Here is a 13,157-nt window from a genome sequence, read left to right on the forward strand (position 1 = left end):
CAAGGACGGGGCGCTGGTGAGCTCTCGCATGTCCGCTAGCATGGCTTGGATGACTGCAGGGCTCGAGAGGGGCCCGCGAGTCCGGGGCACATGTGACGACGCTCCGAGCACACGACTGTTCCGTTCCCAGGGGAGGACCTGTGGCTGATCACGACTCCGCCGCGGGGCGGCAGCCTCACCGACCGCGTCGGGCCAGGCGGCTCAGCGATTCCGCACCGCCGGCCGGCTCCGCCGCCGGGCCGGAGACGCGTGCCGATCGGGAGCAGCGGAAGGCCCGCCGCCGACGCAGACGTCGCATCGCCGGCTGGACGACCGGTGTGATGGCTGTGCTCGTCGCCGTCGCCGTGGTGACCGCCGGCCTCTATCTGCGCGGCCTGCAGACCGACTTCGACGAGAACCGCAACGTCCTGCAGATGGATCTGGAGGACGAGACGGCGGGCCGCACCAACGACGGCGTGATCAACATGCTGCTGCTGGGCTCCGACAGTCGGGGCGACGGTCTCGACCTCGCAGAGATCAAGGGTGAGGACGGGGAGCGCTCGGACACGATGATGTTCGTGCACATCCCTGCTGACCGGTCCGGGGTGTACGTGATGTCCATCGTCCGCGACCTCTGGGTCGACGTCCCGGGCCACGGCGAGGGGCGTATCAACTCTGCCCTGGACGCCGGCGGCTACGAACTGGTGATCGACACTGTCGAAGAGCTGCTCGACACCCATATCGACCACATCGGGATCATCGACTTCGACGGATTCGAGGACCTCACTCAGGCGCTTGGCGGGGTCTACGTCGACAATCCCGTCGCCTTCTCGGCCGGACAGCTGAACCCCTCCTTCTACCCGCAGGGCACTGTCCGCCTCGAGGGATCCGACGCCTTGCGGTACGTGCGCGAGCGAAAGTCCTTCCTCGAGGGAGACTTCATGCGGGTGGAGAACCAACAGCGCGTGGTCCAGGCGATCGTGGACCGATTCCTCAGCGCCGAGACGCTGACCAGTCCGCAGCGCATCTCCGACGCGGTCAACAGCTTCGTCCCCTACCTCTGGATGGACGAGGGCCTGGACTCCGGGACTGTGGTGGACTATGCGCTGCAGATGCGCGACGTCCGCTCCCAGGACATCCACATGTTCACCATCCCCACCGGGGAGCCCACCACCACCTCCGGCGGGGCGCAGGTCCTCCTCCAGGACGAGGAGGCGCTGCAGACGCTCAGCACCTCGCTGCGCCAGGAGAACATGGACGGGTTCCTGGAGCTCATGGAGACCCGGGAGCAGGAGGACATGCCCGAGGACCTCACCGAGGACCCCGAGGCCGAGTCCACTGAGGTGCCGCAGCCGTGAGGCGCGTCCAGCTGCTCACCCATTCCTACTGGCCGGAGTCCACGCCCCCGCAGCGACGCTGGCAGCGCCTCACCGCGTCGCTGGTCGACGAGGGCTGGGAGGTGGACGTCGTCACTCCCGCGGCCGATCCGCGGCAGACACCGGCCGCTCATCAGGACCAGGGGCGGATGAGCCTGCGCGCGGTCGCCGGCCCTGCCGGAGAGCGGATCCTGCGCCTGCCGCGGCTCCTGCTTCGGGACTCCCGGATGGGCCGCTTCGCCTCAGACGCCGCCGCCGCTGCGCTGATGGTGCCGCGCGCCCTGGGCGCCCGGCGCCCCGACGTGGTGGTGGCCACCGTGCCGGCCCTGCCGGTGATCTGCGCGGGCTGGATGGCAGCCCGGCTGCGTCGGGTCCCGCTCGTGGTCGACATGCGGGACGCCTGGCCTGATCTCGCCCGCGAGGCCGGAGTCCGCGCGGGCCCTGCGGGTCGGCTCATGGAATCAGTGGTGACCGGGGTCCAGCGCGACGCCGCGCTCGTGGTGACCGTCACCTCCGGATTCGCCGACCGGCTCGCCGCCCGCGGAGTGCAGCGGGTCGCCACGATCAGCAACGGTGTGGACCTGGCCGGCGTCCCGGAGCTGACGCACCGGCCCCGAGAGGCCGGGACGCTCCGCGTCGCCTACCTGGGCAATCACGGGGAGAGCCAGGCTTTGGATGCGGCCATCGACGCCGTCAGGACTGTGCACAGGGCCGGCGAGGTCGACGTCGTGCTGCGCCTCATCGGCTCCGGCACGCAGAAGGAGCGACTGCGTGACCGTGCGGGTGACTGCCCGGCGATCGAGTTCCATGATCCCTGCCACGGCGAGCAGGTCTGGGAGCACTACCGTTGGGCGGACTCCGCCCTGGTCAGCCTGCGCACCGACTGGGCCTCCTTCGCCTGGACCGTGCCGTCGAAGACCTTCGAGCTGCTCGGTCTCGGCAAGCACATCACTGCCGCCGTGACCGGGGAGGCCGCTGAGACCCTCCGCCAGGCGGAGAACGTGCGGGTGCTCGACGACGCCGGTGAAGGCCGGGCACCCGTCGATCGCCTGGCCGAAGCCCTCACCTCGCTGGCCCGTGATCCCGACTCCACTCCGATCTCGCGGTCCGGTCGCCGGTGGGTGGCTGAGCACGCCGACCTGCCGGCCCTGGGACGACGCTATTCCGCGCTGCTCGAGGAGCTCGTGCCTCACGGATCGTCGACCGACCCCCGGGCGAACGCGGCACGCAGTCCGGTGGACTGGGACCGCCTGTGGGTCTGCGTGTGCACGTATCGGCGTGATGACCTGCTCGTCGAGCTGCTGGAGTCCCTGCGCGCTCAGCGTGCCCCGCAGCTGCCGCGTCTGCTGGTGGTGGACAACGACCCCGACGGCGGCTCGGCCGACACGGTGCGCCGGCTCTGGCCCGAGGCGCGTTGGGTGCATCAGCCGCGGCCAGGGATCGCTGCGGCCCGTAACGCCGGGCTGGACGCCCTGCCCGAGGACGCCGACGCAGTGGTCTTCGTCGACGACGACGAGCGCGCCGCCCCGGACTGGCTCGCCGCGCTGGTGCGCACCGCCGACGCCTCAGGGGCGGACACGGTCTCCGGTCCGGTGCGGTCCCTGCTGCCGCCGGGGATCCCTGCGGATCTCGCTGACGAAGGTTTCATCCGCCGCATCGACTTTCCGACGGGGCCGTGGGCCTTCCGCCCGGCGACGAACAACGTGCTGGTCCGAGCCGACTGGTTCACCCAGGAGCCGGCCTTCCGCTTCGACGAGGATTTCAACTTCAGCGGGGGCGAGGACTCCGAACTCTTCGGCCGACTGCAGGCCGCGGGCGCACAGAGCTGGTGGTGCGCCGAAGCCGAGGTCAGCGAGGACGTCCCCGCCGAGCGGGCGACGCCTGAATGGATGCGTGCCCGCGGGGTGCGGTCCGGTCACGTACGGGCCAAGAAGGCGGCCAAGGTCGGCCACGGGAGCGCCCGCATCGCCGGAGAGGCCATGACTCGCATCGCTCTGGGAGCCGGCCGGGTGGCCCTGCGCCGGCTGCAGCGCCGCCGCGTCGGCTATCAGGACAGCCTGTGGCTGCGGGAGGGCGTCGGCATGCTGCAGACCGTCACCGGCCGCGCACGTGAGGAGTACGCCCGCTGAGATCGGCGGTTTCCCCATCAGGTTCCTCAGCCGATTCCTCACCACGTTCCTCAGCAGTCCGCGAGGGAGCCGCCAGTGCCTGATCCAGTGCCTGCTCGGCGGCCATCACCGCATCCCACGGACCCCCTGGGGCCTCGAGGTGCCGCTGGTCCTCGCGCAGCTCGGCCATCATCGCCAGCTGGGCCGTCGGCTCCGGCTTGAGCGTGCGCCGATACACGGTGCCCAGAGCCCGCCCCGGCAGAGTGGCCTTGAAGGCGACGGCCTGCCGAGAGGCCTCCTTGAGGAGACGCCGTCGGGAGGCGCCCAGGGCGGGTCGCAGCGCCGCGGGCGCAGGCAGCCGACCGCGCAGCGCCTGCTGGGGGTTCGCTAGCCCGAAGAAGCGCAGCGCCTTGGGGGAGCGCCACCGGTGGGAGGTCGGGTTCGGGACGTACTCGGCGATGATCTGGCGGATGATCCTCTCGGACTCCTCCCGGTGCTCCGGCGCCACTCGGGTGAGCTTCCACAGGTACCAGGTCACCAGGAAGTGTTCGAAGCGGGTCTCCAGATAGTCCCGCATCAGTCCCGTCTCGCGCAGCCAGGCCGCGCGGGCGGACTCGAGGATGAGGTACTTGCGGAAGTACTTCGGGGTCACCACGTTCACGATGGAGGTGTCCACCGCCCCGTAGTAGACGTAGACCGGGCGGTCCACGGCCAGGTAGGCCTTGGTGTGGTGCAGCAGCTGCTGGAAGAAGAAGGTGTCCTGACCGGTGGCGCCTTCCGGCTGGGTCAGCCCGAGGCTCTTGAGCCAATAGGTGCGGGCCACCATGCCCTCGATGCTGGCCGGTCGGAACTTGACCGCGCGCAGCGCGTCGCGTGTCGGACGCCGCAGACCGTCGACCTCGGGGATCCCGGCGTTGAGCCACCGGTGCACGTCCAGCACGGTGCGCCGATGGGTCCAGGTGATCTGGGTCCCGAGCGCAAAGTCGGCCTCCTCGGCGTCCTGGAGGCTCTCCATCAGGTGGATGTAGCCGTCCTCGTGCTGCTCGTCATCGGGGTCGAGGTAGGTGACGAACGGGGTGAAGGTCAGCTCCAGCCCGGTGTTGCGCGGCCGGGAGGCGGAGCCGGAGCCGCCCGGGGCGTGGTGGAAGGCCGAGACGTTGGGGTGGATCCGGGCGAGCTCGTCCACCACGGCCGCGGTGGAGCCATCGGTGGAGCCGTCGTCGATGAGCAGCACATGCATCTGCTCGAAGGACCGCGAGCGACGCAGTGAGGCGAAGGCCTTGTGCCGCAGGTGGTGTCCGTTGTTGTAGATCGGCACGATGACCGCCAGATCCAGGCCCAGCTCCTCGGCGGTGCGGCGAAAGACCCGGCGTGCCGTCGCAAGCTCCTCATCGCCTTCCGGGAGCCCAGGCTCGGCGCCTGCCCGGTTGCCTGCCCGGCTGCCTGCCCGGCTGCTCTGCCCGGTGGGGCGGTGCTGCAGGTGGTCGGTGGCATAGGTCCGCTCACCGAGCAGCGCCTGGGCGAGACGGTCGGGTGTCCGGAGCGCCTCAGGGGCCAGCGCGCCGGCCGCGATCCTGTCGGCAGGCCGGCGCAGCGCGGAGAGCTCCAGCGCGCCGCCGCCGTCCAGGGAGCCGAAGCGGTGGTGCCGGTGGGCCTGGGGATCTGTGCCCGCCGCATCGCCGTCGAGCTTGACCGTCAGCGCGGCGGACTGCAGGCGGAAGGCCGCCGTGTGGTCGGCGGCGTAGTCCGGCTCGTAGCGACGCGCGGGGCTCACCGGCATCAGGATATCGGTCTCCTCGAGGCGGGCCGGAAGCTCCTCCCAGCCGACCACGTCCACGGGGCCGCGACTCTGTGCGGCCAGATCTGCCCGCAGCTGGTCGGTGGGCTGCTCGGCCACGGCGAGCAGGCGATCCCCGGGCAGCTCCACGCTGGCGCCGACGATTGCGGCCAGCCGGGCCAGCAGATCAGCGCCGTGGCTCTCCAGGAAGACCTGCCTGATGCCGTCGCCCTGGGCACGGCGCAGGGTCTCCAGGTCCAGGTCGCGCAGCGTCGCGGCGACCTCGTCGGAGGAGTTCGCGATGCGCACCTGCGGATAGTAGGAGTTCAGGCCCTGGTTGTAGGTGGAGAGGACCAGGGTGCCCGCCGCCTGCAGCTCGAGGGCACGGTTGGCGAACATCGTCTGGCTGGCCAGCACCGAGTTCAGGTTCACCGCGACGTCGGTCACCCGCTGCAGACCCATCAGCTCGTGGTGGTCCAGGGCCGGGACGCGGTAGGGCCAGTACTCGTAGGGGAGGAGCTGATTGGGGCTGGGCAGCTCGGCGTCGTGGTAGCGGTCCACCACGGCCAGCGGGCGGCCGGCCTGAAGGACACCGTCGAGGATCCACCGGCCGTAGGCGGCACGTTCAGGATACTTCCTGCCCATCCAGGAGCCGGCGAAGATCACCGGTCGACGAGCGGAGGTCCAGTCCGGCTCCCCGGCGGCGGGCCGGGACCCGATGGGGGAGTGCAGCAGCGGGTTGATCGCGAAGGGCAGCACATCGACGCTGCGTGCCTGGGGGCAGTCATGCCGGTAGTCCTCCACCACTTCGGCGGCCGTGGTGAGGATGTGCTCGCAGGCCCGGGCGACGTCGAGGAACTGCCGGTAATCCGGCGGATCCTCCTTGCCGTAGTAGACGGTGGGGACACCGGCCTCGCGGAAGGCCGGGATCAGCGTTTCGGTGAGGAGCCGGCGGCGGCGCCTGGCCTGCGGGCCGGTGACGTCCCAGGAGTGCCCGTCATGGCCCCGCCAGGTTGCGGCGACCAGCAGCACGTCCACCTCGTGGAGATGACGGCGCCAGGTGGTGGGGGTCAGCGGGACGAGCTGCGCCAGCCCGGAGAACGTGTCGAAGAGGAACCGGTCGCAGATGATCCCGATGCGCAGCCCCAGGCGAGGGCGTGAGATCCCCTCCTCGGGCGCTGGCAGTGCGGCGGCGGCCTCGAGGGCCTCCTCGACTCCGCGGCGCGCGGTGGCGCGGGCCTGAGCGGACTCGACGAGGGGAGTGTCGCAGGGTTCGAGCTCCGCGGCACGGGCGCGCATCGCCTCGGCGCGACAGCGATGTGCCTCAGCCAGCGGGGACCAGATCTGGGGTCGGTGCGTGCGGACCAGCGCGGCGGCGGCGTCGTCGTGCGCGACGGCCGCGGTGACCAGGGGCGTCGCGGGCCGCGCCTCGGGACGGGGAAGCTCGGAACTCACCCTTCGAGGGTATCCCGAGCGGGACGGCAATCCGAGACGGCGCGTCGGTTTTGGAGGGTGCGCGGTGCCTTGCTAAGCTGAGTCACCGTTGCGGCTGCGGTCGCGAACGGGGATGTAGCTTAATGGTAAAGCTTTGGTCTTCCAAACCAACGACGCGGGTTCGATTCCCGTCATCCCCTCCATCTCCTTCCTGATCTCCTCTGCCTCCTCAGGAGCGTGCATGCGAGTCCCCCGCCGTCGCACGTCGCGGGACCGTGACTCCCGGCCGAGGGTCCATCTGGTCGTCCAGCCGACCGTTTCCCACTACCGCGAGCCGCTGCTCCGGCGTCTGCTCGCCAGCACTCGGCTCGACGTCGACCTGGTGGGCCGGTACCGCAACAGCGAGGGATCCGCCGCGGACCGCATCCAGTCCGCCTCCCCGGAGCTCCTTGAGCAGGTGACCCCGTTGCGCTTCCTCTCCTGGGGAGAGCTGTGGTGGGAGCGGGGCCAGGTCGGGGCGGTGCTCTCCGGCAAGCATGACGCCTACGTCCTGGCCGGGAGGATCTACACGCTCTCTGCCTGGGTCGCGCTGCTGGCCGGGCGGCTGACCGGCCGCACGGTGCTCCTCTGGGGCCATGGGTGGAAACGGCCCGAGGACGGGCTGAAGCGCCGACTGCGCCTGGCGTTCTACGCGCTCTGTGACGGGCTGCTGGTCTATGGCGACCGTGCTCATGACCTCGGACGCTCCTACGGGGTGGCCGAGGAGAAGATCGCCGTGGTCTACAACAGCATCTATTCGGAGGACCAGCTGGCCGAAGGCCCTGCCGAGGAGCAGCCGGAGCCCGGCCACCCCGGCGAGGATCTGGCGCGTGGCGCGGAGGCTGCGCGGCGCCCCACCCTGATCTACAGCTCCCGGCTGACCGCGCGCCACCGCCTGGACACGCTCGCGGAGGCATTGGAGATGATGCCGGCACGGACCCGTCCCCGGGTGCTCGTGGTCGGCGACGGCGTCGAGCGGCCCCGGCTGGAACGACGCTTCGCCGAGGCCGAGGTGGACGCGGACTTCCTCGGCGCCGTCTATGATCTCCCCACGCTACGTCGGCTCTACGCCCAGGCCGACGCGGCGGTGTCCATCGGCGGGGCCGGGCTCAACGTCACCCAGGCGCTCAGTCTCGGAGTCCCCGTGGTCGCCGAGGGCGGCAACCCGGACTCCAGCCCGGAGATCGAGGCCGTCATCGATGGTGAGACCGGACGGCTCTACCGCAGCGGCGACCCTGAGTCCCTGCGAGAGGTGCTCCAGGAGCTCGTCGAGGATCCTGCCGGCCTGCGCCGGATGGCTCGACGCGGTCTGGAGGTCGTGCGTGAGCGATACACGGCCGAACGTCACGCCCAGGCCATGGAAGAGGCGATCCTCGCCTTCCTCGACGCCCGCGGGGCGCCCAGGAGGACGAGGATCGCCTGATCCGGCCGGGCACGTCCCGGCAGGTGCGGCCGGAGCGTCAGGACGCCGGTGTGCGCGCCCCGGCGACCACCAGCATCTCGTCGAACTCCGCCTCCACCGCGGGGTCCTCACGCCAGGTGAGGCGGGAGACCAGCCACGCGGCGAGGGTGGCCAGCAGGAAGCCGGGCACGATCTCGTAGATGAACCCGGAGAGCACGTCGACGTTGCCCCAGATGCCCACGGTCACCGCACCGGTGATCATGGCCGCCAGCGCCCCGGGCATCGTCAGCCGACGCCAGTACAGGCTCAGCAGGATGATCGGGCCGAAGGCCGAGCCGAATCCGGCCCAGGCGAAGCCGACCAGCTCGAGGATCGTGGAGTCGGTGTCCAGAGCCAGCAGCGCCGCGATCACCGCCACGGTCAGCACCGCCCCGCGGCCCAGCATCAGCTGGTGGCTGCGGCTGGGGGTCCGCCCGAAGGAGAGGTAGATGTCCTCCACCAGGGCGGAGGAGCACACCACCAGCTGCGAGGAGATCGTGGACATCACGGCCGCCAGCACGGCGGCGAGCAGCAGAGCGGCGATGAACGGGTGGAACAGCACCTGGGAGAGCACCAGGAACACATGCTCGGGGTTGGCCAGCTCGGTGCCCTGCTCGTGGAAGTAGGCGATGCCGATCAGTCCGGTGAAGACGGCGCCGGTGGCGGCGATGGCCATCCAGCCGATGCCGATCCGCCGCGCGGCCGGGGCGTCGGCGGCGGAACGCATCGCCATGAACCGCACGATCACGTGGGGCTGGCCGAAATAGCCCAGGCCCCAGGCGGCCGCGGAGATGACCCCCAGCGCCGAGGCCCCCACCAGGAAGCTCATCCGGTCCACCTCGGCTCCGGCGTCGGCGACGCTCGCGGCGAGGTCCGCGGCGCTCACCCCGGAGGTGACCTCGCCCCAGCCGCCGAGGGTGATCAGCGCGATCAGCGGCACCAGCAGCAGGCCCAGGAACATCATCGTCCCCTGGACCACATCGGTCAGCGACGCGCCCAGGAAGCCGCCCACCAGGGTGTAGACCACAGTGACGCCGGCGACCAGGAGCATGCCCTGCAGGTAGTCCATGCCGAAGGCGACGGTGAAGAACTCTCCGCCGGCGACCATGCCGGAGGAGACGTAGAAGATGAAGAACGCCAGGATGATCACCCCGGCGATGATCCGCACAGCGTGGTTGTCGGTGCGGAAGCGGGCCTCCAGGAAGCTGGGGATGGTGATGGAGTTGTTCGCCACCTCCGTGTAGGCACGCAGCCTCGGCGCGACGAACTTCCAGTTCAGCCAGGCGCCGATCGTCAGGCCGATGGCGATCCAGGCCTCGACCAGGCCGTTGAGGTAGATCGCCCCGGGCAGGCCCATCATCAGCCAGCCCGACATGTCGGAGGCGCCGGCGGAGAGCGCAGCGGTGGAGGGCCGGAGCTTGCGTCCGGCGAGCATGTAGTCGGTGAGGTCCGTGGTGCGCCGGTAGGCGTAGTAGCCGATGGCGACCATGCACGCGAAGTACAGGATCACCGCCACCAGCTGGACCGTGGTGTTCGCAGTCTCGATCATAGGCCCGAGTATCGCACCCAGTGACCCGTCTCACCGGACATTGCCGCGCGGGCGGCCCTCACTCCCGAGGGGTGAGGATCATGTTCGTCATCCGGGCCGTGGACAGCCTCCGCCCCTGCTCGTCTCGCATCACGATCTCATGGGAGGTGAGGGTGCGCCCCAGGTTGATCGGGGTGCAGGTGCCGGTGACGACGCCGTCGGTGACCGCCCGGTGATGGGTGGCGCCCAGCTCGATGCCCACGACGGGGTGGACGAGCTCCAGGGTGAGGCGCACGTGCAGGATCGCCGCCAGTGAGCCCAGCGTCTCGGCCAGCACCATGTGCGCGCCCCCGTGGAACAGGCCCATGTTCTGCTCGTTGCCGGCCACCGGGAGCGTGGCCACCAGGCGCTCCGGGGTCATCTCCTCGAATCGCAGGCCCATCTTCTGCCCCAGCGGGGCCACGCCGTGGGGCCCCATCATCCCATGCAGCTCCTCGGGCACGCCGGCGGCGCGGAGCCGGGCGGTGCGTTCAGCGTCGTCGGGGATCTGGCTGGGGTCCGGTCGCAGGTGCGCCTCGGGGGCGGTGCGGGCGGTGAAATCTCCACTCATGCCCACTAGAGTTGCACTGTGAGCCAGCAGAGTGAAGCCAGCCCCGAGACCGCACCCGCCGCAGCATCCTCATCCGGGGGTGAGAAGCTCCTCATCATCGACGGTCATTCGATGGCCTTCCGCGCGTTCTACGCCCTGCCTCCGGAGAGCTTCCTCACCGACTCCGGCCAGTACACCAACGCGGTGCACGGATTCACCAACATGCTGCTCAAGCTCATCCGCGAGGAGGAGCCCACCCACGTCGCGCTCGCCTTCGACCTGGACACCCCCACCTTCCGGCACACGTCCTATGACGAGTACAAGGCAGGCCGGGCCAAGACCCCGGAGGAGTTCCGCGGGCAGATCGCCCTGATCAAGCAGGTTGCCGCGGCCATGAACATCCCGGCGATCACCGTGGAGGGCTACGAGGCGGACGACATCGTCGCCACCTGCACCACATTGGCCGAGCAGGCGGGCTGGGAGACCCTCATCGTCTCCGGGGACCGCGACGCGCTGCAGCTGGTGACCGAACGCACCACCCTGATGTACCCCACCTCTGGGATCTCCAAGGTGACCCTCCTGGACCCCGCCGGAGTCGAGGCCAAGTACCTGGTGCCGCCGGCGAAGTACCCGGACCTGGCGGCGCTGGTCGGCGAGTCCGCCGACAACCTGCCGGGTGTGCCGAAGGTCGGGCCGAAGACCGCCGCGAAGTGGATCGACCAGTACGGCTCCACCCGGGAGATCATCGCCCACGCCGACCAGATCGGCGGCAAGGTGGGTGAGAACCTGCGTGCCGCCCTGGACGACGTCGAGCGCAACCTCGAGCTGAATCGGCTCGTCCAGGACCTGGACCTGCCCGTGGCTCTGCAGGACACTGCCCTGACCCTTCCGGACCGGGACGCCGTCGAGCCGCTCTTCGACGCCCTGCAGTTCAACCAGATCCGTGAGCGGCTCTTCGAGACCTTCGCCCAGAGGTTCCCCGAGGCCGAGATCGCAGCGGAACCCACCGAGGAGCTGCCGCCGCTGCGCGTCCTCAGCGAGGCTGCCGAGCTCACCGAGGCCCTCGACGCCACGGAAGGACCGGTCGGCGTCGCGCTGTGCCTGGACCGCAGCGGGGAGGGTCTCTCCACCAAGTCGCAGCGCGACGAGGCGGCACGGGTGGCCGAGGCGCTCGCGGTCGTGCTGGTGCCCGAAGGTTCTGCAGAGGCGCTGGTGATCTCGCTGCTGGAGGCGGACTCGGCGCTGGAGACCGCGCTCGGCGAGTGGATGGCCGAGGCCGGGCGCCCCAAGCTCATCCATGACCTCAAAGACGCCGGACGGCGCCTGGCCCGGCGGGGCCTGCGGCTGGCCGGAGCGGCCGAGGACACCCTGATCTCCGGCTACCTGATCCAGCCGGATCGACGCAGCTTCGCCTTCGCCGATCTGGTCACCCAGTACCTGGGTGCTTCCACGGAGCCCGGCGACTACCTCTCCGAGTCCGCGGCCGCAGAGGTGGAGTCGAGCGGCGGGGACACGCTGTTCTCGGCGCAGGACGCCGTCTCCGGGGTGAGTCGGGCGGACCTCGAGGCGGCAGCCGTGCACGGGATGCTGCTGCATCGGCTCAGCGCGGTGCTGCGCGAGCAGGTCGCCGGCCGCGACGCCTCGGCTCTGCTCCATGATCTGGAGATCCCCCTGGCGGAGGTGCTGCTGCAGATGGAGCTCACCGGCATCGCCGTCAGTCGGGAGCGTCTCGAGGCCCTCGACGCCGAGTTTGAGGAGTCCATCCGTGCTTCCGCCGAGGCGGCCTATGCCGCCGTCGGACATGAGGTGAACCTGGGCTCTCCCAAGCAGCTGCAGACGGTGCTCTTCGACGAGCTCGGCCTGCCGAAGACTCGCAAGACCAAGACCGGCTACTCCACCGACGTCGAGTCCCTGCAGGATCTGCTGGTCAAGACGCAGAACGAGTTCCTGGTCCACCTGATGGCGCACCGGGACGCCACCAAGCTGCGCCAGACCGTCACCGGCCTGCGCGGCGCCGTCGACGACGACGGACGCATCCACACGACCTACGCGCAGACGGTCGCCGCGACCGGCCGGCTGTCGTCGCTGCACCCGAATCTGCAGAACATCCCGGTGCGCACCGCCGCCGGACGCCGGATACGCGACGCCTTCGTGGTCGGGGAGGGTCATGAGGAGCTGCTGACCGCCGACTACTCGCAGATCGAGATGCGCATCATGGCCCACCTCTCGGGGGACCAGGCGCTCATCGACGCCTTTCGGGCGGGGGAGGACCTGCACAGCTTCGTCGGCGCGCGGGTCTTCGGCGTTGGCACCGAGGAGGTCTCCACGGAGATGCGCTCCAAGGTGAAGGCGATGAGCTACGGACTGGTCTACGGGCTCTCCAGCTTCGGACTGTCCAAGCAGCTGGGCATCGGCGTGGACGAGGCCCGTGACCTGATGAACGAGTACTTCCAGCGCTTCGGGGCGGTGCGGGACTATCTGCGCGAGGTGGTCGAGCAGGCCCGCACCGACGGCTACACCTCCACCCTCTACGGGCGGCGCCGCTACCTGCCGGACCTCACCAGCGACAACCGGCAGCTGCGTCAGATGGCGGAGCGGGCCGCGCTGAACGCCCCGATCCAGGGTTCGGCGGCCGACATCATCAAGCGGGCCATGCTCGACGTCGACGCCGCCCTGCGGGAGGCCGGCCATGACTCACGGATGCTGCTGCAGGTCCATGACGAGCTCGTGCTCGAGGTGGCATCGGGGGAGCGGGAAGCCGTTGAGCAGCTGGTGGTGGAGCGGATGCGCGCCGCCGCGGAGCTCTCGGTGCCGCTGGACGTCCACGTCGGAGTCGGCGCCTCCTGGCATGAAGCGGCCCACTAGCACGCGTTCCTGGATCACGCA

General features: G+C 70.2%; 7 protein-coding genes and 1 tRNA gene. 5 read left to right on the forward strand and 3 right to left on the reverse strand.

Annotated elements, in window-relative coordinates:
* Positions 1-140: 140 nt before the first annotated feature.
* Together HNR09_RS16245 and HNR09_RS13925 are read left to right on the forward strand one after the other, a co-directional pair.
* Positions 141-1,337, forward strand: coding sequence for an LCP family glycopolymer transferase (locus HNR09_RS16245; protein WP_179542581.1), 1,197 nt, complete (start codon positions 141-143; stop codon positions 1,335-1,337).
* Entirely contained in the window at positions 1,334-3,484 is a 2,151-nt protein-coding gene (locus HNR09_RS13925) for a glycosyltransferase (protein ID WP_179542582.1), read from the forward strand. Before HNR09_RS16245 ends, HNR09_RS13925 begins: the two co-directional genes overlap by 4 nt.
* Here the strand turns inward: HNR09_RS13925 and HNR09_RS16525 are convergent.
* Positions 3,450-6,695 carry a glycosyltransferase gene (locus HNR09_RS16525; protein ID WP_179542583.1) on the reverse strand — a complete coding sequence of 1,082 codons (3,246 nt, stop codon included), beginning with the start codon at positions 6,693-6,695 and terminating at the stop codon, positions 3,450-3,452. The genes HNR09_RS13925 and HNR09_RS16525 overlap by 35 nt on opposite strands.
* Positions 6,696-6,803: 108 nt before the next feature.
* Between HNR09_RS16525 and HNR09_RS13935 the strand changes: the two genes are divergently transcribed.
* Positions 6,804-6,877, forward strand: a tRNA-Gly gene (locus HNR09_RS13935).
* Between the two features lie 38 nt (positions 6,878-6,915).
* Positions 6,916-8,136: a glycosyltransferase family 4 protein gene (locus tag HNR09_RS13940; RefSeq protein WP_179542584.1), complete on the forward strand. Its 1,221-nt coding sequence runs from the start codon at positions 6,916-6,918 to the stop codon at positions 8,134-8,136.
* A gap of 37 nt (positions 8,137-8,173) precedes the next feature.
* Here the strand turns inward: HNR09_RS13940 and putP are convergent, their stop codons facing one another.
* Both putP and HNR09_RS13950 read right to left on the reverse strand, forming a co-directional pair.
* Entirely contained in the window at positions 8,174-9,703 is a 1,530-nt protein-coding gene (gene putP, locus HNR09_RS13945) for a sodium/proline symporter PutP (RefSeq protein ID WP_179542585.1), read from the reverse strand.
* 58 nt (positions 9,704-9,761) lie between these two features.
* On the reverse strand, positions 9,762-10,292 hold the full coding sequence (locus HNR09_RS13950) for a hotdog fold thioesterase (protein ID WP_179542586.1): 531 nt from the start codon (positions 10,290-10,292) through the stop codon (positions 9,762-9,764).
* Positions 10,293-10,310: 18 nt separating this feature from the next.
* On the opposite strand from HNR09_RS13950, the gene polA reads away from it, so the two are divergent.
* Positions 10,311-13,136 (forward strand): DNA polymerase I, encoded by a 2,826-nt coding sequence (polA, locus tag HNR09_RS13955; RefSeq protein ID WP_378936849.1) that lies wholly within the window; start codon positions 10,311-10,313, stop codon positions 13,134-13,136.
* Positions 13,137-13,157 lie beyond the last annotated feature (21 nt).

Source organism: Nesterenkonia xinjiangensis, from assembly GCF_013410745.1.
In the GTDB taxonomy this organism is placed as follows: domain Bacteria; phylum Actinomycetota; class Actinomycetes; order Actinomycetales; family Micrococcaceae; genus Nesterenkonia; species Nesterenkonia xinjiangensis.